The 20,364-nt window shown below is 73.9% G+C and carries 17 protein-coding genes; 10 read left to right on the forward strand and 7 right to left on the reverse strand.

Annotated elements, in window-relative coordinates; all coding sequences use genetic code 11:
* Nucleotides 1-96: 96 nt before the first annotated feature.
* On the reverse strand, nucleotides 97-2,793 hold the full coding sequence (locus Sri02f_RS33585) for a SpoIIE family protein phosphatase (RefSeq protein ID WP_174855762.1): 2,697 nt from the start codon (nucleotides 2,791-2,793) through the stop codon (nucleotides 97-99).
* Between the two features lie 67 nt (nucleotides 2,794-2,860).
* Complete coding sequence (locus tag Sri02f_RS33590) at nucleotides 2,861-5,491, reverse strand: SpoIIE family protein phosphatase (RefSeq protein ID WP_109005105.1); 2,631 nt, start codon at nucleotides 5,489-5,491, stop codon at nucleotides 2,861-2,863.
* 118 nt (nucleotides 5,492-5,609) lie between these two features.
* Between Sri02f_RS33590 and Sri02f_RS33595 the strand changes: the two genes are divergently transcribed.
* Complete coding sequence (locus tag Sri02f_RS33595) at nucleotides 5,610-6,458, forward strand: DUF72 domain-containing protein (RefSeq protein ID WP_109005106.1); 849 nt, start codon at nucleotides 5,610-5,612, stop codon at nucleotides 6,456-6,458.
* A 56-nt stretch (nucleotides 6,459-6,514) separates the two neighbouring features.
* On the opposite strand, the gene Sri02f_RS33600 is transcribed toward Sri02f_RS33595, so the two are convergent.
* Nucleotides 6,515-7,228 (reverse strand): lipoprotein, encoded by a 714-nt coding sequence (locus Sri02f_RS33600; RefSeq protein WP_373865146.1) that lies wholly within the window; start codon nucleotides 7,226-7,228, stop codon nucleotides 6,515-6,517.
* 197 nt (nucleotides 7,229-7,425) lie between these two features.
* Between Sri02f_RS33600 and rpmG the strand changes: the two genes are divergently transcribed.
* The 3 genes from rpmG to Sri02f_RS33615 all read left to right on the forward strand — a co-directional run bounded on the left by rpmG (nucleotide 7,426) and on the right by Sri02f_RS33615 (nucleotide 9,870).
* Nucleotides 7,426-7,590, forward strand: coding sequence for a 50S ribosomal protein L33 (gene rpmG / locus Sri02f_RS33605; RefSeq protein ID WP_069772466.1), 165 nt, complete (start codon nucleotides 7,426-7,428; stop codon nucleotides 7,588-7,590).
* A gap of 119 nt (nucleotides 7,591-7,709) precedes the next feature.
* A complete protein-coding gene (locus Sri02f_RS33610; protein WP_109005108.1) occupies nucleotides 7,710-8,246 on the forward strand; it encodes a cysteine hydrolase family protein in 537 nt (178 codons plus the stop codon).
* Between the two features lie 199 nt (nucleotides 8,247-8,445).
* Nucleotides 8,446-9,870: an alkaline phosphatase family protein gene (locus tag Sri02f_RS33615; protein WP_109005109.1), complete on the forward strand. Its 1,425-nt coding sequence runs from the start codon at nucleotides 8,446-8,448 to the stop codon at nucleotides 9,868-9,870.
* Between the two features lie 151 nt (nucleotides 9,871-10,021).
* On the opposite strand, the gene Sri02f_RS33620 is transcribed toward Sri02f_RS33615, so the two are convergent.
* Entirely contained in the window at nucleotides 10,022-10,570 is a 549-nt protein-coding gene (locus tag Sri02f_RS33620; protein WP_245970923.1) for a cupin domain-containing protein, read from the reverse strand.
* Between the two features lie 192 nt (nucleotides 10,571-10,762).
* Between Sri02f_RS33620 and Sri02f_RS33625 the strand changes: the two genes are divergently transcribed.
* The 4 genes from Sri02f_RS33625 to Sri02f_RS33640 all read left to right on the forward strand — a co-directional run bounded on the left by Sri02f_RS33625 (nucleotide 10,763) and on the right by Sri02f_RS33640 (nucleotide 16,213).
* Entirely contained in the window at nucleotides 10,763-11,665 is a 903-nt protein-coding gene (locus tag Sri02f_RS33625; protein ID WP_109005194.1) for a hypothetical protein, read from the forward strand.
* A 236-nt stretch (nucleotides 11,666-11,901) separates the two neighbouring features.
* Complete coding sequence (locus Sri02f_RS33630) at nucleotides 11,902-14,055, forward strand: DUF1996 domain-containing protein (RefSeq protein ID WP_109005195.1); 2,154 nt, start codon at nucleotides 11,902-11,904, stop codon at nucleotides 14,053-14,055.
* 198 nt (nucleotides 14,056-14,253) lie between these two features.
* Nucleotides 14,254-15,645 (forward strand): diacylglycerol/lipid kinase family protein, encoded by a 1,392-nt coding sequence (locus Sri02f_RS33635; RefSeq protein WP_373865147.1) that lies wholly within the window; start codon nucleotides 14,254-14,256, stop codon nucleotides 15,643-15,645.
* Nucleotides 15,638-16,213, forward strand: coding sequence for a phosphatase PAP2 family protein (locus Sri02f_RS33640; protein WP_109005112.1), 576 nt, complete (start codon nucleotides 15,638-15,640; stop codon nucleotides 16,211-16,213). Before Sri02f_RS33635 ends, Sri02f_RS33640 begins: the two co-directional genes overlap by 8 nt.
* An 83-nt stretch (nucleotides 16,214-16,296) precedes the next feature.
* Here the strand turns inward: Sri02f_RS33640 and Sri02f_RS33645 are convergent, their stop codons facing one another.
* Nucleotides 16,297-16,965, reverse strand: a complete 669-nt coding sequence (locus tag Sri02f_RS33645) for a class I SAM-dependent methyltransferase (RefSeq protein WP_109005113.1) — start codon at nucleotides 16,963-16,965, stop codon at nucleotides 16,297-16,299.
* 103 nt (nucleotides 16,966-17,068) lie between these two features.
* Between Sri02f_RS33645 and Sri02f_RS41880 the strand changes: the two genes are divergently transcribed.
* Nucleotides 17,069-17,242 (forward strand): hypothetical protein, encoded by a 174-nt coding sequence (locus Sri02f_RS41880; protein ID WP_167467675.1) that lies wholly within the window; start codon nucleotides 17,069-17,071, stop codon nucleotides 17,240-17,242.
* Nucleotides 17,243-17,255: 13 nt separating this feature from the next.
* Here Sri02f_RS41880 and Sri02f_RS43185 read toward each other — a convergent pair whose 3' ends face one another.
* A complete protein-coding gene (locus tag Sri02f_RS43185; RefSeq protein WP_245970924.1) occupies nucleotides 17,256-19,187 on the reverse strand; it encodes a C40 family peptidase in 1,932 nt (643 codons plus the stop codon).
* Between the two features lie 232 nt (nucleotides 19,188-19,419).
* On the reverse strand, nucleotides 19,420-19,767 hold the full coding sequence (locus Sri02f_RS33655) for a helix-turn-helix transcriptional regulator (protein ID WP_109005114.1): 348 nt from the start codon (nucleotides 19,765-19,767) through the stop codon (nucleotides 19,420-19,422).
* Between the two features lie 125 nt (nucleotides 19,768-19,892).
* Between Sri02f_RS33655 and Sri02f_RS33660 the strand changes: the two genes are divergently transcribed.
* Complete coding sequence (locus Sri02f_RS33660) at nucleotides 19,893-20,357, forward strand: STAS domain-containing protein (RefSeq protein ID WP_159106821.1); 465 nt, start codon at nucleotides 19,893-19,895, stop codon at nucleotides 20,355-20,357.
* The last annotated feature ends 7 nt before the right edge of the window (nucleotides 20,358-20,364 follow it).

A 20,364-nucleotide genomic window follows, 5' to 3' on the forward strand; every position in this document is an offset into this window, starting at 1 on the left:
CTGAGGCATGCCTAACCCGGTACGCGGGTCCGGTCTATGGACTCATAACCTTCATTTATGAGTGGTGCGGCCGACCGGCACGACGCCCGGCCGCCCTCACGGCAGGGGCTGTTCCGCCCAGATGACCTTGCCCTTGGGCGTGTAACGGGTGCCCCAGCGATCGGTGAGCTGCGCCACGAGGAACAGTCCGCGGCCGCCCTCGTCGGTCATGGCCGCGTACCGCAGATGCGGCGAGGTGCTGCTGCTGTCGGAGACCTCGCAGATCAGGGTGCGGTCGCGCAGCAGCCGCACGCCCACGGGCGCGCTGCCGTACCGGATCGCGTTGGTCACCAGCTCGCTCAGGATCAGCTCCGTCGTGAAGGACAGTTCCTCCAGGTCCCAGTGCGCCAGCTGCCGGACCACCGCCGCCCGCACCTCGCCCACCGCCGCCGGGTCCACCGGCACGTCCCACTCGGCGACCCGGTCGGCGCCCAGCGCCCGGGTGTGCGCGACGATCAGCGCGATGTCGTCGTTCGGGCGGGCCGGCAGCAGGTCGTCCAGAGCGCCCTGGACGACCTGCTCCGGCGACCCCCCGGCGCACCGCTCCAGGGCGCTGCGCAACAGCTCCAGACCCGTGTCGATGTCCCGTTCCCGGTCCTCGACCAGCCCGTCGGTGTACAGCACCAGCCGGCTGCCCTCGGCCAGTTCCAGCTCCACCGTCTCGAACGGCAGCCCGCCCAGCCCGAGCGGGAGCCCGGCCGGCACCTCGACGTACTCCACCCGCCCGTCGGGATGGACCAGCGCCGGCGGCGGATGGCCGGCCCGGGCGATCGTGCAGCGCCGGGAGACCGGGTCGTAGATGGCGTACAGACAGGTCGCCCCGGTCACCGGCGCGCCGGCGCTGTCGTCCGCCTCGTCCTGGTCGATGCGCGCCACCAACTCGTCCAGCAGCCCGAGGAGTTCCTCCGGGGCCAGGTCCAGGGCGGAGAAGTTGTGGACCGCGGTCCGCAGCCGGCCCATGGTCGCCGCCGCGTGCAGCCCGTGGCCCACCACGTCGCCCACCACCAGCGCGACCCGGGCCCCCGACAGGGGCAGCACGTCGAACCAGTCGCCCCCCACGCCCGCCTGCGCCGGCAGGTACCGGTAGGCGATGTCCAGGGCGTTCTGCTCCGGCAGGGTGCGCGGCAGCAGACTGCGCTGCAACGTGACGGCCATGCCGTGCTCACGGGTGAAGCGGCGCGCGTTGTCGATGGAGATCGCGGCCCGCGCCACCAGCTCCTCCGCGAGCACCACCTCGTCCGGGTCGAACGGGTCGGGCCGCTCCGAGCGCCAGAAACTGACCACGCCCAGCGTCAGGCCCCCGGTCCGCACGGGCACGGTGATCAGCGAGTGGATGCCGAACTCCACGACCTGCTCGGTGCGTTCCAGGTCCTGGGCGCGCCAGCCCGGAGCGTGGGTGAGGCGGGCCTCCAGGACGGCGCGGGCCTCGCGCAGACTGCGGCCCTGGGGCGAGCTGTCCACGAACCGGATCCGCTCGCCCACCGCGTACAGTGGCGCACCCTTGCGGATCGCGCTCATCGCCGTGCGCCGCAGCGCGCCCCGCGCCTCCGGCTCCTCGCCCTCCAGCACCGCGTCGAAGAGGTCGACGGTCGCGAAGTCCGCGAACCTCGGCACGGCCAGCTCCGTCAGCTCCTCGGCGGTACGGGTCACGTCCAGGCTCGTGCCGATGGCCACCCCGGCCGCGTACAGCATGTCCAGGCGCTCGCGCGTCGCCTCCGCCCGGCCCGACAGGGCGCGCAGTTCCGTGGAGTCGCGCAGGGTGGCGACGCTGCCCGCCGGCCCGCCCGCCAGATCGGTGGGCCGCTGGTTGATCGCCAGCAGCCGGTCCCCGACCAGGTGCACCTCGTCGGTGACCATCCGCCCGGAAGCCAGCAGTTCGGCGGTGTCCCGGTCCAGTCCCAGGTCCAGGACCTGCCGGCGTTCGGCGTCCGGGGGCAGGTCGAGCAGGCGCTGCGCCTCGTCGTTGGCGAGCAGCAGATCGCCTTCACCGCCGACGATGATCACGCCTTCGCGCACGGCGTGCAGCACCGCGTCGTGATGCTCGTACATGCGGGTCATCTCGCGTGGCCCGAGGCCGTGGGTCTGGCGCAGCAGCCGCCGGCTGACCAGGGCCGTGCTCGCCAGGGCCAGGGCCAGCGCGACGGCGGCGCTGACCAGCAGCAGCGGCAGCTGGCGGTCGGCCGTGCCGCCCACGTGGGCCGTGGTGATGCCGGACGACACCAGTCCGACGACCTTCCCGTCGGCCCCCCGCACCGGCACCACGGCCTGGACCAGCCGGCCGATCGTCCCGTTGACCTCCTCGACCACGATTCCGCCGTCCAGCGCCGGCTGGATGGTCCCGACGAACTTCTTCCCGATCCGGTCCGGTTTGGGATGCGTGTAGCGGATGCCGTCGGTGTTCATGACGACGATGAAGTCCATGTCCGAGGCCTTGCGGGCCGCTTCGGCGCGGGGCTGGAGGATCGCCGTCGGATCCGGGCTGTGCAGTGCCGCGACCATGCCCGGTGAGTTGGCGAACGTCTGGGCGACGGCGACGGACCGGTTGCGGGCCTCCTGGGTGGTGTCGTGCCGCACCTGGAGCAGCAGCGCCACCACGGCGGCCACCACCAGCAGCAGCACGATGACCACCTGCAGGACGAACACCTGCGCGGCGAGACTTCGCCCGCCGAGCGTGGACTCGGGCGTACGCCGGGCCCCCGGGTCCCGGGGACGACGGGCCGGCCGGGCATCCGAGCGCCCCAGGAGTCGGACCATGTGCCATGTCTACACTGCCCGGACGGATGAGGCGAGAGGCGTCACACAGGGTCACAGGACCGGCCCCTCACCCTCGCCCCGGGTGATCTTTTGAGCCGTCGCGCCGGGTGGCCAGGAGCAGGGCGATGTCGTCGGGCCGGTCGGCGCTCTGCCGGGCCAGCGCGGTGAGCCCGTCGGCGACGGCCCCGAGGGACCGGCCGGGCGCGCCGTCGGTCCCGGCGGCGGCCGCGTCGGCTCCGGCCGCCGAAGCCTGTGCGGGGCCGTCGTCCCGGACCGGGGAATCCTTCGCCGGCCCGCCGGCCTCGGCCAGGGCCCTGCGCAGCGCCGTGATGCCCTCGTCGATGTCGTGACCGGGCCGCTCGACCAGCCCGTCCGTGTACAGGGCGAGGATCGCGCCCGGCTCCAACCGCAGCTCCGTGACCGGGTAATGGGCTCGTGGGTCCACGCCGAGGACCACTCCGCCGGGCAGCTCCACGACGTCCGTTCGGCCGTCGGGGTGGCGCAGCAGCGGCGGCAGGTGCCCGGCGCGGGCGGCCCGGGCCAGGCCCGTGGCCGGGTCCAGCCGGACGTAGCAGCAGCTGGCGAACTGGCCCGGGTCGAGGTCGATGAGCAGACGGTTCGTGCCGCCCATGACCTCCTGCGGGGGCCGGTCGGACAGCGCGAACGCCCGCACCGCGCTGCGCAGCTGGCCCATGGTGGCCGCCGCCTGCACTCCGTGTCCCTGCACGTCGCCGATGACCAGGGCGAGGCCGTCCCCGGCCTCGACGACGTCGTACCAGTCGCCGCCCACGTCCATGCCCTCGGTGCCCGGCAGGTAGCGGCCCGCGGTCTCCACGCGCGGGTGCTGCGACAGCCGCCGGGGGAGCAGCGCCTGCTGGAGCCCCCGGGCGAGGGCGGCCTCGGTGTCGTAGCGCTGGGCCTTCTCCATCGCGTGGGCGATCAGTCCGGCGAGCGCGGTGAGCACCGTGCGCTCCTCCGAGCCGAAGCTGCGCGAGCGGTCGAAGCCGAGAATGCACGAGCCGACCGGCCGGCCGGAGGCGATCAGCGGGAGGAAGGCCCGGGCGCCCTCCTCCGCGTCGAGGTCGATGCCGGGATAGGCGGCCGCCAGCTGCTGCATCGAGTCGAAGAAGAGCGGCCGGCCCGTGGTGAGCGTCTCCACCCCCGGCAGCCTGGCCTCCAGGCCCACCCCCTCGAAGGGCGCGAGGAAGCCCCGGGGGAAGCCGGACTCCCACGCCAGGTACAGATGCCGCTCCTGGAGCAGGTAGATGGCCAGCATGCGGCCCCCGAACGCGGGCAGCAGCTCCTGCATCACCACCGCCGACACCTGCCGGGCGGTGACCGCCTCCGTCAGCGCGATGGCCAGCACGATGGGCCGGTAGAAGGGGGCGGTCGACGCGGCGACGTCGGGCGCGGGGGCGTCGGTGTCCGCGGGTTCGGGAGCCGCGTCCTCCGGCACCCGGTTCGCCGGCACCGCGGTACAGGTGACGAGGTCGGCGCCGGGGTACAGCGAGACGCGCAGCCAGTCCCCCTCATAGGGACGCCCGTCCGAGGGCCGGTCGGAGGCGGCGGGGCGGCGCACATGGAAGTGCGCCGGCTCCGGCGCCAGCAGGACGCCCCGCAGATGCTCCTCGCAGGTGGGCTGGTTCAGCCACGGCACCGAATCCCACAGCGACCGGCCCACCATCAGGTCGGACGGCACGCCCAGCAGCTGCCCGGCCCGGGGATTGGCGTAGACGACGAACCCCATCCGGTCCAGGCAGAACACCCCCTCCGGAAGCAGGTCGGCGGCGCCGTCCGCGAGGGCCCCCGGGCCGGGGTCGAGGAGGACGCCGGCGACGGGACGCGGCGCGGCGGGGGAGGCGCCGGGGGCGACGGCCGGGCGCTCCGCGTCCGTCGCCTGCCAGAGCTCCAGCAGCCGCAGACCGCCCTCGGCGGTGCGCAGCCGGACCGGCAGCGGCGGCGGACGTCCCCGGGCCGTCCGGTGGAACAGGCCGGGCAGCCGCAGGGCGTCCGTCGCGTCGACGGCCCCGACCAGTGCGTCCAGCGTGCCCGCGAACTCGCCCCCGGGCAGACCGAGCAGGGAGCGCGCGTGCTCGTCCACGGTGACGACGCCGGTCGCCGGGTCCCAGCAGAACCGTCCGACGCGCCCGGGGGCGGGCCCCGCGGCCGGCGGGCGCACGCACAGCGGTTCGTCGTCCCAGGTGACCTCCCGGCCCTCCGCTCCCAGCCGCAGCAGGGCCGCTCCCAGGCCGTCGGCCACGGCCGTCAGCCGCTCCCGGTCGGCCAGCGCCTCCGTCGCGTCGGCGACGGCCCTGCCGAGGACGGTCAGCACCCCGAAGGAGCGGCCGCCCGCCGTGACGGGCACGTACACGGAGCCGAACTGGAAGGGCAGGCCCGCGGCGAACTGCGGATAGCGGCGCATCACCTCCGTGGCGTTCGCCAGCACCACCGGGACGCCCGTCCGGTGCACCTCCGCCACGGGGAAGGGCCTGTCGACGTTCACCCGCCACCAGGGGCGGAACAGGGGCCCCGGCAGCCCCGTCAGGACGGCCAGCCGCAGCAGACCGGGCGTGCCGGAGCACAGGTACACGCCCCCGGCGCTGCCGTCCGCCGCCCGCAGCGCCTCCGCCACGGCCCCGGTCAGCAGCGCGGGAGGCGGTCCGGACGGCTTCCGCTCGTCCCCGGCGCTCCCAGTCATCGGCCCTACCTCGTCCGTGCCGCGCGCGGGCCACACAGCAAGAATGCGCCACACCCGGCCGGATGTGCATCCCCGGGACGGCCGGGAGAACCGCTCCGGGCGGGGTATCCGCCCCGCCATGGGTGACATTCTGGTGGGCGCATGCTCGTGGACGGACCGGGCGCTGGTCTCCAGCGGCTGGTATCCCACCGGCCGGCGCGACGCGGAGGGCAGGTTGCGCCACTACGCCGCACGCTTCCCGGTCGTGGAGGTCGACGCGACCTATTACGCGCTGCCCGCGGAGCGCACGAGCGAGCTGTGGACACAGCGGACCCCTCAGGACTTCGTGTTCGACGTGAAGGCCTTCTCCCTGCTGACCGGCCACCCCACCCGGTCCGCCGTGCTGCCGCCCGGGCTGCCCGACGACGTGCGCGGCCCGAAGGCGCTGGACGAGGTGTGGCGCAGGTTCGCCGAGGGCATCGAGCCGTTGCGGGAGACGGGCCGCCTGGGCGCCGTCCTCTTCCAGTTCCCGCCGTGGTTTCGCCCCGGCGTGCGCGCCCGCGAGTTCCTCGCGCAGTGCGCCGAGCGCACCGCGGGCTGGCCGGTCTGCGTGGAGTTCCGGCACCCGCAGTGGTGGCGGGACGCCGAGCAGCGGCAGATCACCGCCGGCCTGCTGCGGTCCTGCGGGTTCGCCGCCGTCGCCGTCGACATGGAGCAGTCCCTGGCGTCGGCGATACCGCCCGTCACACCCGTCACCTGCGGGCGGCTGTCCGTCGTCCGGCTGCACGGACGCAGCCTGGCCTGGGGCACCGGCAGCAAGGAGGACCGCTTCCGGCACGAGTACACCGACGCCGAACTCGCGGAGTGGACACCGAGGGTGCGCGAGCTCGCCCGGCGGACCGAGCAGGTGCATGTGCTGTTCAACAACTGCTGCGGGGACGCCGCCGTACGCGCCGCCGCCAGGATGCGCGCGCTGCTCGACGGCTGACCGGGGTCCGGCGCGGGCCGGGCGGCCCGCAGGGAGCCGCCCGGCGTCCGCACCCGTCAGGCGGCGTTGACGTGCAGGGTGCTCTTGGCGAGCTCGTACGCCGGGAGCATGGCCTCGTGCTCCTGGGTGTCCATCCCGCCGAGGTGCAGCACCACGGGACCCCTGGGCGTGGTGACGGCCAGCGCGTGCTCCGTCTTGGTCTCCTCCAGGAGCTCGCTCGTGGTGACGTACTCGACTTCGGCGCCCGTGACGTCGCCCGAGCTGAACGTGCGGTACACGGCCTTGCTCGCCCCCTTCTCGGCGGTGACGAAGCCCTTGAGCACGGTGCGCGCGTCGGCGTCGCCCGGCTCACCGGTCCACACGCGCAGGAACCCGATCTTCCCCGCGGGCTTGGCGTCGATCTCGCAGGCCATGGTGACGGGTCCTTGGCGCAGCAGCGCGTCGGCGAGACCGGCCAGGTCGCCGGTCGCCGTGGACGCCTCCTCGGCGTCGACCGCCTTCGCCTTCCAGAACTCCGCGACGTCGAAGGTGACCGGCAGCTCACAGGCGGACCCGGAGGCCCCCACGGACCCTCCGCGCGCGGCCGCCTTCGCCGTCGCCCCCGCAGATGCACCGGCCGACGCCCCTGCCGTGCGCGCCGCCGTGTCCGCGTCGCCCTGCGGGGCCGCACATCCCGTCAGAAGCTCCGTCAACACGGCTGCCAGCGCCAGCCCTTTCCCCACGTTCCGCACGTTCCGCGCATTCCCCACGTTCCCCACCTCACGGCGCACCGCTGAGTCTCCTCTCGGCGCCGGCGCGATACCGGCGGAGCACTGTAACCGAGGGGGTCATGGCCGGCGCCACCCAGATCCCCCGCCCGGCCGTCCTGCGGGCCCGGAAACCAGGGAATGCGCCGGACGCCTCCTGTGTTGAACCGCGTGACTGGCATGCACCGCTCAAGGGTGCGAGCCGGTGAAAGGAGGCCCCCATGGCCCGCAGCACAGCCCGCCCCGTCGTCACCCTCAGGTCGACCGCCGGAACCGGCGTCGCCTATGTGACGCGGAAGAACCGCCGCAACGACGCCGACCGACTGGTCCTGCGCAAGTACGACCCCGTCGCCGGCCGGCACGTCTCCTTCCGCGAGGAGAGGTGAGGCCCTGACGGCCCCACCGGGCACGGCGGCCGGGGTTCCGGGACGAGACCCCGGCCGCTCGCTGGCGCGGACGAGTGACGTGCTGTCATATTCGCGTCCGACCGGGAACCCATAGCGGCATGAGCAAGACCGCGCTGATCGTCATCGACATGATCAACACCTACGACCATCCCGACGCCGACCAGCTCCTGCCGTCGGCCCGCAGGGTGGTCCCGGTGGCCGCCGGTCTCCTCGACCGGGCCCGCCGCGTCGGCGTCCCCGTCGTCTACGTCAACGACAACTTCGGCCAGTGGCGCTCCCACCACGGCGAACTCCTCGACACGGCCCTGGCAGGCCCGCACGCCGACCTCGTCGAGCCGCTGCGCCCCGACGAGGCGTCGCTGTTCGTCGTCAAGGCACGCCATTCGGTCTTCTTCGAGACGCCGCTGTCCTACCTGCTCGACCAGGAGGGCGTCCACCACCTCGTCCTGTGCGGGCAGGTCACCGAGCAGTGCGTCCTGTACTCGGCCCTCGACGCCCACATCCGGCACTTCGAGGTGACCGTCCCCCGCGACGCCGTCGCCCACATCCACGCCGATCTCGCGGACGCCGCGCTGGAGATGATGGAACGCAACATGGGCGCCCGGGTGTGCGACAGCGCGGAGCTGTGGACGTGAACGCCCGCGCGCCGCACCGGCTCTGACGGACCCGCGCCGAACCCGCTCCCACGGCCGGTCGCCGCCCCCGCAGGCCCGTGCGGCGCCGGTCGCGCGCTCTCCGCGTCCCCGGCCCGGGCGGAGAGCGAGCGGTGACCGCCCCGTGCGGGAACGGGCCGGCCCTCCCATCGATTCCTCCGCGCAGCAAGAGGTACGACGCATGGCCGAACTGACCCGCCGAAGACTCCTGGGCTCGACCGCGGCCGCGCTGGGCGCCGCGGCCGTCTCCCTCCTCCCGCCGAGCGTCCAGAAGGCCGTCGCGGCCGGACGGCCCAGCCGCGGGTCGCTCGCCGACGTCGAACACGTCGTCCTGCTGATGCAGGAGAACCGCTCGTTCGACCACTACTTCGGCACCCTGTCCGGAGTGCGCGGCTTCGCCGACCCCGAAGCGCTCACCCTCGACACCGGGCGTTCCGTCTTCCACCAGCCCGACCCCGAGAATCCCAGGGGCTACCTCCTCCCCTTCCACCTGGACACCCGCACCTCCAGCGCCCAGGCCATCCCGTCCACCAGCCACGCCTGGTCGGTGCAGCACGAGGCATGGAACGGCGGCCGGATGGACCGCTGGCTGCCGGCCCACCGCGCGTCCGACGGCGCCGACGGCCCGTACGTCATGGGGTACTACACGCGCGAGGACATCCCGTTCCAGTTCGCCCTCGCCGAGACCTTCACCGTCTGCGACCACTACTTCTGCTCGGTCCTCGGCCCGACCTGGCCCAACCGCCTGATGTGGATGACCGGCAGCATCGACCCGGACGGACAGGAGGGCGGTCCCGTCATCCGCAACTCCGCTCCGACGCCGTTCAGTTGGACGACGTACGCGGAACGGCTCCAGGCGGCCGGGGTGAGCTGGAAGGTGTACCAGCAGGAGGACGACTACGGCTGCAACCTGCTGGAGCAGTTCGCCGCGTTCCAGGAGGCGCTGCCGGGCTCCGACCTGTACGAGCGGGGCGTACGGCCGCAGCCCGAGGGCGCCTTCGAGGACGACGCCCGCAACGACCGGCTGCCCACGGTGTCCTGGATCATCCCGCCCGGGCACCAGTCGGAGCACCCCGACTTCCTGCCGGCGGCCGGCGCGGCCTTCGTCGCCTCCAAGATCGAGGCCGTCGCGGCCGACCCGGCCGTCTGGGCCAAGACCGCGTTCATCCTGAACTACGACGAGAACGACGGGCTGTTCGACCACGTGCCGCCGCCGACCCCGCCGGCCGGTGCCCCCGGCGAGTTCGTCGGGGGGCTGCCGATCGGGGGAGGCTTCCGGGTGCCGGCGATCATCGTCTCGCCGTGGACCGTGGGCGGCTGGGTCGCCACCGAGGCCTTCGACCACACTTCAGCCCTGCGGTTCCTCGAACGGCTCACCGGGGTCGAGGAGCCCAACATCAGCGCCTGGCGCCGCGGCGCCTTCGGCGACCTCACCTCGGCCTTCCGCTTCGATTCGGCCCAGCCGCTCGCGCCGGCGCTGCCCGACGACACGGCCCAGCAGCTGCTCGAGGCGCAGGAGGAGGTCGCGACCCTGCCCAGGCCGGCGCTGCCGGGCGCCGAGCAGACGTTCCCCTCCCAGGAGCCGGGCCGACGCCCGCAGACCTGACCGGGCGACGCCGTCCGGCTCTCACCGCGACCCGCCGCCGACCGGTCCGCCGCCGACCGGTCCGGCGCCGACCGGTCCGCCGACGACCGGTCCGGCGACGTCCCGTCAGGCGACGACCCGTCCGCTCCGGCCGCGACGGCGACCGTACAGCTCAGCCGTGGGCGACGGCGTCCGGAGGTTCTGCGCGCGTAGACAGCGCGGCGTCCCGCGGAAGGAAGAAGAGGGCGCAGATGCGCAGCGGATCCGGCTCCCGGTTCTCCGCCATGTGGACGCCGCGGGGCCCGACCGGCTCGACGATGCACCCGCCGGCGGGCGTCACGCACTCGGAGCCGTCCGACAGGGTCCTTGTCAGCACGCCGGCCGTCACCACGGCCACGACCCGTCCCTCGTGGTAGTGCCAGGGCAGCGAGCCGCCCGGCGGAATCTCGTAGTCCGCCACGACGACCCTGGTGTCCTGCGGCACGGCGAGCGAGAGTCGCTCGGTGAGAAGGCCGTCGGCGAGCAGCACCGGCCCCGCCTCGGCGTGGGGACCGGCGCCCGGGCGGTAACCGGGTTCGGCGGCGGTCCTGGCGTCCGCGGGCGACCGGCGGGTCACGCGGTGGTCGCACGGGAGGAGGGAGGCGAGGGCGCCCGGGCCGGTCGGGCCCACCTGGCGACGTAACCTGGCAGGGGTCATGTTCCGCTGGTCAGTGCGTTCCACGGACGTGACAGTAGCCCACTTGCGTTACGTCGGCGTGACCGGGAGTCAGCAGCTCACCGGTCGTGCCCGGGCCGCTCCGTTGCGGAATGTGAGGGAGACGGCCAGCGGGGCAGTAAGCCTCCCGGGGCGTCTTTGCGTCCTCCAGAGCGTGACTCGCACGAAACATCGCGCGACGAGTGTGTGGGGGAGACCTTGAGCATCCTGCGTCCCGAAGTGGAACGGCCTCGCGACCGCGCCGGAGAAAGCCGTGTCCGCGAAGACCGTGTCCGCGAAGACCGTGCCCGCGACGGCCGGGTCCGCGACGGCCGGGTCCGCGAGGACCGCGCCGGAGTCGAGCGCGCCGTGGAGCAGTCCCGCGGCGGCGGCCGGGGCGCGCCGCTCGGCGGTGCGCTCTCCCGAGCCGTCCGGTTCGTCGGCCGGACCCTGCGAGGCGAGTGGTACGGCATCGTGGTCGACCCGCTGCGGCAGCTGCGCCGGCGCGGCCCGGGCGCGCTGCTGCTGGCCGTCGTGGCATGTCTCGGCGTGATCTTCTTCCACGCCCTGGCCCAGCACCCCGCGGGCGCGACGGCCGTGCGCGCCGTCGGCGGAGTCCAGGGCGACCTGCCCCTCTGGCTGACGCTGCTGCGCACCCCGGTCTCCCTCTACGTCCCCGCGCTCGATCTGCCGGTGTGGGCCGGCATCACCCAGCTCTTCCTCGCCTTCGCCCTCGCCGAGCTCGCCCTCGGCCGCCGCCGGACCCTGCTCGTCGCCTACGCGTCCACCCTGGCGGGCACCCTCTCGGTTCGCGTGATGCTGGCGATGGGGCCCGGCTGGTGGGGTCTCGGCCTGCCGCCCGAGGCCGGCCAGGTGCTGGACACCGGTCCGTCCGCGGCCGTCGTCGGACTGTTCACCTATCTCTCGGTCGTGCGCCGCGCGCCCATCGTGTTCACGCTCACCGGCGGCTCGATGGTGCTCGAGTCGATCGCCGCGCCGAACCTCGCCGGCCGTGAGCATCTGATCGCGGTGGCCGCGGCGCTCGTCATGGGCCTGCTGCACGAGTGCGCCGGTCGAAGGAGGCGGGTGCTGTCGCTCTCCTTCCACCCGCCGACGGGATGACCCTGGGTCAGCTACGAAGGGGCGGGCCACCGGGCTTGCCTGAGAGGTTGCTATGAATTCGTGGTGCGGTTGAACACTTCCGTGTCCCGCCGCGTATGGGGGCAGGGGATTTCCTGTCCATGGCCGCCCACGACGCGTAGGAGCACTCCTTGGTACAGAACAGGCGCAGACGCCCCACGGGCGGACGACGCGCGACCTTCCTGGCGGCGGCGCTGATGCTCGGCGGCGGCGGCCTGATGGCGGCGAACGTGTACGCCTCGGCCACCGAGGACGGCTCCGACGGCAACTCGACCCGGCGGGCCGGCAACAGCGCCGTCACCGTCGACTGTCCGGACGTCGGCAGCAAGCTGACCAGCGTGCCGGACGGAGCCTCCGCCGAGGTCGACCGCGAACTGGCCCGGCTCGACGAGCAGATCGCCGCGGCCTACCGCCAACTGCAGGACTCGGCCCAGGCCGTGCGCCAGGACGCAAGTTTCGCGGACAACGCGGTCATGAACCCGCTGAAGGAGAAGCGCGGCGCGACCATCGAGCGCATCGCGGTGGCCATCGACCGGGTCGGCGACCGTCCGGAGGGCCTCGAGTCCCTCGCCGCCTGCACCCTGCGCGCCTCCGACGACCAGGCCGACGGAGGCGCCGACGGCAACGGCGACGAGAACCAGAACGGCGCCGACGGTCAGAACGGCGAGGGTCAGCAGGGCGGCGGGCAGCAGGGCAACGACGGTCAGCAGGGCAACGGCGGGCAGGCCGGGAACGGGCCGGTGGCCGCGGACTACGCGGACATCAAGTCGGTCCAGCCCTCGCAGCAGAGCCCGGACCCCGCGTCCGGCCCCTCCCGCGGCACCTTCACCAGCAGTTGCGGCGTCAACGCCAACGGGCTGTTCAACTCGGACAACGTGATCGTCGCGCCGGGCGTCTCCAACGGGGCCCACCACTTCCACGACTACATCGGCAACCAGTCCAACAACGCCTTCGCCTCCGACGGCGATCTGGCGAAGGCCGAGACGAGCTGTGTGGACCAGGGCGACAAGTCCACCTACTACTGGCCCGTCCTGCGCCTGCAGAACGGCGATCAGGAACGGGACGCGGGCAGCCCCGGCGGCGGCGTCGAGGGCAACGCGGGCAAGATCGTCACCGCCAAGGACGTCACGCTGACCTTCGTCGGCAACCCGCGCTCCCAGGTCACCGCCATGCCCCGGCTGCTGCGCATCATCACCGGCGACGCCAAGGCCTTCGTCAACGGCACGGCCAACGCCAACGCCTCGTGGAGCTGCACCGGGTTCGAGGACCGCCAGCTCAAGGACAAGTACCCGCTCTGCCCGGCCGGGAGCGACGTGGTGCGCACCTTCCGCTTCCAGAGCTGCTGGGACGGCGCCAACATCGACAGCGCCAACCACCGCACCCACGTGGCCTTCGCGGGCGCCGACGGCTCCTGCCCGAACGGCTTCAAGGCCGTGCCGCAGCTGGTCCAGCGGATCGTGTACGACGTCGACGCGCCGAGCCTCCAGGACGGCGGCAGGACGACTCCGCTGTTCGCGGTGGACTCCTTCCCCGAGCAGTTGCACAAGCCGGTGACGGACCACGGCGACTTCATCAACGTCTTCGACGACAACCTGATGCGGGAGATGGTCGACTGCATCAACCAGGGCCGTACCTGTGGCGCGGGCACGAAGCCGGGCGACGGAGCCGGCAACGGCGGTGACAACAGTTCCGGAAACACCGGCAACACCGGCGCCGGAAACGGTGACGCAAACGGTTCCGGAAACACCGGCAACGGCAACGGCGCCGGAAACGGTTCCGGAAACACCGGCAACGGCAACGGCGCCGGAAACGGTTCCGGAAACACCGGCAACGGCAACGGCGCCGGAAACGGTTCCGGAAACACCGGCGACAACGGCAGTGCCGGCACCGCCGGTTCCGCAGGCAACGGCTCCGGCAGCGGCGGCACCAACGATTCCGGCAGCGGTAACGGTAACGGCAGCGGGGACAACGGTTCTCAAGGAGGCGCGCAGCAGTCCCAGGCTCCCGAGTCCCCCCGTGCGCCCGCGAGCGCGACCACCGAGCCGCGCGTCTACTCGAAGCCCTCGCCCAAGGCGGCCGTCCCGGCGCCCGCGTCGGCCCCCGCCGCCGCGTCAGCCCCCGCCGCCGCCTCGGGCGGCGAGATCGGCGCCCCCGCGACCGCTCCGGAGTCCGCCGCCGCGCCCACTCCCTCCTCCGGTCGGTCGGAGCCTCCGGCCGACACCGGCTCCGGCGCGGCCGTCGGCGGGACCGAGCCCCAGGCGGTGCAGGGCGGCCTCGCCGAGACCGGCGCCAACCTGTGGCCCGGGGCACTCGGAGCCCTGCTGGTGATCGGCGGCTTCGTCGTCCTGCGCCGCAGCACCCGGCGCGCCTGACCTCCACCCGCACGACCACGGGGCCCGTCGGACTGCCGACGGGCCCTTGCGTGTGTCCCTTCCGGGGAACCCGACCCGCAGCGGCGCCCTCGACGGCGGCAGCGCGGTCACAGCAGGACGCCGTGCCATGGACAATTGATCGAGATCGTTGGCGCTGTCGACGCACAACAGGGAGCCACGGAGCATGGCGGGCGCACGGTGAACGAGACACGTAGGACGAAATGGGCGCTGCCGCACGTCGGCCCGGCGCAGCTCGGCGCCGTCGCCCGCGCGCGCGGCTGGGCCCGGCTCGCGCTGGTGCTGGTCGCCGGCTGCGCGGCGGTGGTGCTGGCGGGCGCGGGAGCAGGCGGCTGGCTGATCCTGCTCGCCGGGTTCGCGCTGCTCGCCGTGGCCGGGGCCGGCGTGTGGTGGATGCTGGCGCACCGGGGCGGAGCCCGGCTGCTCGGCGGTCTGCTGGCCGTGACCGCGCCCGTGGGCGTCATGGTGATGTACGCGCTGTCCGGTCTGTGGCCGGTGGCGGTGGGCGCGCTCGCGCTGTGGGCGGGCGCCCTGGCCGCGGCCCGCGCCTCGCTACGAAGCGTGCGCCGTCCCAAGGGCACGCACGGCCGCCGGACCCCGCCGCCGCGCCGGCCGGTGCTGATCATGAACGTGCGCTCGGGCGGCGGCAAGGTGGTCAAGCACCAACTCGTCGAACGCGCCGAGGCGCTCGGCGCCCGGGTGGTCGTGCTCGGGGCCGACGACACCTACACCGACCCGGCGGAGGAGGCCCGCCGGGCCGTCGCCGCGGGCGCGGACCTGCTCGGCGTGGCGGGCGGTGACGGCACCCAGGCCCTGGTCGCGGCCGTGGCCGCCGAGCACGACGTGCCCTTCCTGGTCGTCGCCGCCGGAACCCGCAACCACTTCGCGATGGACCTCGGCCTCGACCGGACCGATCCGGTGCGCAGCCTGGACGCCCTCACCAACGGCGTCGAGCTGCGCGTGGACCTGGGCGACGTCAGCGGACGCGCCTTCGTCAACACCGTCTCCTTCGGGGCGTACGCGGAGATAGTCCAGAGCCCCGACTATCGCGAGGCCAAGGCCGCGACCGCCCTCGACCATCTGCCCGACCTGCTCCAGGGCGACGCCGCCCCGGTCCTGCACGTCCGCACGGACGACTCCGAGATACACGCTCCGCAGGCCCTGCTGGTCAGCAACAACGCCTATGCCCGCGCCGATCCGCTGGGCGGCGGCCGCCGCCCCCGGCTGGACGCCGGCCTGCTCGGAGTGATCGGCGTCCGCGTCGAGGGAGCCGCGCAGGCCGCCGAAATCGCGCTGTTCGGCGAGCGCGCCGGCAGCATCACCTCGGTGACGTCCCGGCGCGTCGTCGTCGAGGCCGACCGGGAGCGCATCGCGGTGGCCGTCGACGGCGAGGCTCTCGAACTGGCCGCCCCCGTCGTCTGCACGGTACGGCCCGCCGCGCTGCGGGTCAGGGTGCCCCGGCACCGTCCCGGCGCCGCCTACGCTCCCCCCACGGTCGACTGGCGGCGGGTCTTCCGCCTCGCACTCGGCCGTCCCGACCCCCGTACCGTCAAGGAGGCCTACGATGTCTGACCGCCGCCCCAAGCTTTCCGCCCGGAGTCTGGTCAGTGACCTCGTCACCCTGGACCAGGCCCTGTACGCGGCGGTCACCGTGACCAGGACGCCGACCCTGGACACCGCGCTGCGCCGGCTGTCGGCCGCCGCCGACCACTCCAAGCTGTCCTTCGCCGTCGCCGCCGCGCTGTCCCTGCGCCGGGGCCGCCCGCGCAGGGCCGCCGTGCTCGGCGTCGCCGCCATCGGCGTGGCCTCGGCGTCCGCCAACCTGCTCGGCAAGAAGCTGGTGCGCCGCCCGCGTCCGCACCGCGCCGAGGACTCGCCGTTCCCGGGGCGGCATGTGCCGATGCCGCACTCGGCGTCGTTCCCGTCCGGGCACACCGCCTCGGCCGTGGCGTTCGCGGCCGCCGTGGGCCCGACCCTGCCGGTCACCGCCGTCCCGCTGGGTCTGCTGGCCTGCGCGGTGGGCTATTCACGGGTCCACACCGGCGTGCACTATCCGGGTGACGTGGTGGCCGGCGCCCTGCTGGGCACGGGCTCGGCGGCGCTGGTCGTGGCGCTCGCCGCCCGCGCCACGAAAAGCTGAGAGCCCCGCACTCGGGGCCCGCCGCCGAACGGCTACCGGCCCACCGGCCTGTCGTCCACCGCTACCGGCCTGCCGCCTGCCGCCTACTGCCTGCCGCAGTGGAGGAAGAGGTGCGGCTCGGGCACGGCCTCGGGATGGTCGGGGGTGAACAGCACGTTCTCCTCGGCCAGCACGGTCAGGCCCGCCCGGGCGACCAGGTCGGCGAGCGCCTCGCCGGCGAAACTGGTCACCCGCACGGGCTGCCCCATGAAGACGGCGTCGACCCCCTCGACGTCGAGCGGCACGGTCGCCAGCACCAGGCTTCCGCCGGGCCGCAGCCCCCGCGCCAGCCGGCCGACCAGGTCGCTCTGCTGGGCGCGGTCCAGCTGCAGCAGCGAGAAGTAGACGCAGATGGCGTCGAACGAGCCCTCCACCAGGGGGAGTTCGCGTGCGTCCACGCAGCGGAACTCCGCCTCGGGCACCTGCCGGGCGGCCAGCTCCACCATGACGGGGGAGACGTCGACGCCCAGCACCTCGTGGCCGGCCCGGGCGAGGGTCTCGGCGGTCGGCCGCCCGGTCCCGCTTCCGACGTCCAGTACGCGGCTGCCGGGCGTGAGCCGCCCGAGCAGCCACTCCAGGGACCTGCGGTGCGCCTCCGAGTGGGCGAAGGCCGTCTCGTACGCGGGCCCCAGCGCGTCGAACACCCGCGCCGCGCGCCGTCCGTCGTCGTCCGTCAAGTCGGTCCCCCTGTCGTGACGTGCGGTTCCGCTCATGCGTTTTTCACTACCGTAAGTAACATGATCCAATCCTCTCGACGTGGAACCTACCGGTGAGTAGCCACGCCCCGGCAACCGTCGTTCCGTTCGGAGGACCCCCATGCCCACTCCCGAGGACGCCCTGCAGGAGTCCCGCGCCGCCTACGAGGAGCATGCGCGCACCTGCCGTCAGTGTCACGTCGACGGGTCGCCCTGCGCCGTCTCCAAACTCCTCCTGCGCGCGTACAACAACGCCAGAAGGGCTCAGGCGCGGGCCGACTCCGCGATGCGCTGAGGAGGCCGCCCCCTCAGGCGGGCCGGACGGCGCCGCGCAGCGCGCCCTCCCCGAACGGGAGGATCGCCTCCTCGCGGATGGACGCCCCCGGACCCGGCGCGTGGATCATCATGCCGTCACCGGTGCACAGTCCCGTGTGGCTGAGGTCGTCGAAGAAGAAGACGAGGTCGCCCGGGCGCAGGTCGGCCAGGCTGATCCGGGTGAAGGCCTTCGCCTGGTCGATGGCGGTCCGCGGCAGGGTCACCCCGGCGGCCCGCCAGGCGGCCTGGGTGAGGCTGGAGCAGTCGTAGGACTCGGGCCCCGTCGCTCCCCACACGCACGGCCTGCCCACCTGGGCGCGGGCGAAGGCGAGCGCCTTGTCCGCCTTCCGCAGGTACGCCGTGCCGGTGGTGCGCGACGTCATGCCGGCCGGGGCCGCGACCGGCGGGACGGCGGCCGCAAGCGGGGCGGCGGGGGCCGTGAGACCGGCGGTGGCCGGGTACCCGGAGCCGACCGTCACCACGTCCCACGCGGGGACCGTGACGCCGAGTTCGGCGCCGGGGTGACCCGGGGCGGAAGCCCCGGCGGGCACGGAGAAGCCGGACTCCGCTGCCGTGAGAGGGAGTTCGGGCGCCGGGTAGCCGAGCGGCGGTACGGCGAGGCCGGGGCCGGAGAGCGGGTGTCCCGGAGCGGCGGTGAACGCGTCGGCGCCGGGCGACTGGATGCCCGAGTCCGCTGCGGGGAGGCCGAATTCGGGCATCGGGTAGCCGGACGGGGCCGCGCCGGGAGCCGGTTCGGGAACCGGGTAGCCGGTGGAGACGGTGAGGCCGCCGGTCCCGGCGTCGGGCGTGAGGATGCCGGACTCCCGTGCCCGCAGGCCGAGTTCCGGCACGGGATAGCCGGACGGAGGCGGGATGGCGCCCGGATCCGACACGAGCTGATCGGGGGCCGCGGCGGGGGCGGGCACGACGAGAGCGGCCTCGGGCGTCGCGAAGCCCGGCGCCGGCGTGGCGAAGCCCGGCGCCGGTGCGCCGAAGTCGGCCGCTGGAGCGGCGAAGCCCGACGCCGGTGTGACGATGCCGAGTTGGCCCGTGGCGGTGAGGAGCGCGTCCGCGCCGGCGGGTGCGGACGCGCCGGCGGCGGTCGGCCGCCCCGCCCAGGCGGCCGTGATCTCCGCCCGGAACGCCTGCTGTTCCGCGGTGTCCCAGGGCTGCTGGACCGGCTGCGCCTGGACCGGCTGCGCCTGGACCGGCTGTGCGTCGACCACCGGCAGGACGGCCGTGGGGGCGGCTGCTGTTACCGGGGCCGGGGCCGGGGCGGGAGCGGGAGCGGGCAGGGCCGGTGTGGGGCGGGCGACGGCGCGGGCCAGGATGTCCCGGGCCGTCATGAGCTTGCGCCCGTTGCGCTCCTTGGTGTTCTTGAGCGAGGCCTGCCGGTCCGCGGGCGCGGCGGCGGCCGGGGCGGAGGCGGCGGGTCCGGCCGGAAGGGCGGGGAGGGCGGCAGGGGCCGGCGCCAGCGCCTTGGGCTCGCCCTGACGGGGCTCGGGCACCGCGGGCAGCGCGGCCACGGCGCGTCCGGTGAGCTCGGGCACCCGTCGGACGGCGGCCTCCAGCTCGCGCACCGTGGAGCTGTCGCCGGTGCGCTCGGGCGCGCCGGCGGACCGGGGCGCCGGGGTCGGCAGCCGGTCGGCCGGCAGCACGGCGGGGACGGTGGGCCCGACGCGATCGCGAGCCCTGTCGAACCACTGCCTGGCCACCGCGTCGAGCGAGGCGTCGGACGAGCGGCGTCCGCTGTCGGCGACGGATCCGACCGTCCTGCGCGAGCGGCCCGACATCGCGCGGGTCGCGTTGTAGTTGCCGGTGTCGCTCTCGGCCCGGTCGTAGAGCGAGTTGACCCGCTGCTGGATCTCCGCCCGACTCGGCTCGTCGCTGCTGCCTGGGGAGCGCGGGCTGCGATCCGTCGCCATGGAAGACGTACTCCTTCCGTGCTCCGCCGCGCTGGGCGGCGGAATCCGGGCGACCCCTGTTGCGGGCGCCTCAAGCCCCCTGCCCTGAAGGGCAGTCGAACGGCCTGGCGTCAACTTAGCCAACTTGTGTGTCTGGTGTGAAGATTGAGGTCTTAAATGTCCGATACGTAGTCGTGACCTTCGTCTCTCGCCGCCGTCGCGCCGCTGGTCCGGGGGTGAACGGCGCGCCCGGTCACGGTCTTCGGCGACCCGTCTCGGTCGCGGGGCCGCGGCTGCGGGCCACCTCGTCCTGGGCCAGCAGGGAGAGCAGCGCCGCCACGCTCAGTCCCGCCTCGGCGGGGTGGCGCAGCACCCGGTCGGGCTCGATCCGGTAGGTGTTGCCGCGCCCTTCCCGGATGTGGGACAGATAGCCGTCCTGCTCCAGGTCCGCGATGATCTTCTGCACGGCCCGCTCGGTGAGCCGGCAGTGTGCGGCGATGTCCCGGATGCGGGCGCTGTTGTCGTCCGCGATGGCGGCGAGGACGCGCGCGTGATTGGTGAGAAACGTCCATCCGTTGTGTGACTCGGGCACCCCTTCCATGAGGCAATCCTATGTCCGAGGGTTCACGTATACAAAAACCGGAACTTCATTTCGTGTATTGGTTGACGTGTGACCAGTGCAGGGTGACCCTGGTGGTGACAAGTGGAGTGACCGGGGAGGCGGTCATGCCGGAACCTGCCCATGACGTGAACGCCGGAGGCGTGGATGCCCGATCGGGAGCGGAGACGAACGGCGGCGCCCGCCCTCGTCGGCCGGCCGCCGGTCTCGTGATCCGCGTACGTCCCGAGGGGGACCGCGCCGTCGTCGCGGTCCGGGGCGAACTCGACCTGGACGTGGCCGGACAGCTGGAGCGGGCTCTGCGCGGAGCTCTCGGGGCCGCGGTCGGCGGGATCGACCTCGAACTCGACGACGTCGCCTTCTGCGACTGCTCCGCCCTGAACGTGCTGCTCGGTGCACGCGAGCGCGGCCTGGAAGAGGGCAAGACGGTCGCGGTGCACACGGTGAGCCCGGCGGTGGCGCGCCTGCTGGACCTGACCGGCACCGGCCCGCTGTTCGACGCCCCCGTCGGCACCGCGGACGCGCCCGTTCCCACCGGGGCCGACTCCGGCGCAGCGCCCCGCGTCCGGTAGAACTGGC

Source organism: Streptomyces rishiriensis (genome assembly GCF_003112535.1).
Classification (GTDB): domain Bacteria; phylum Actinomycetota; class Actinomycetes; order Streptomycetales; family Streptomycetaceae; genus Streptomyces; species Streptomyces rishiriensis.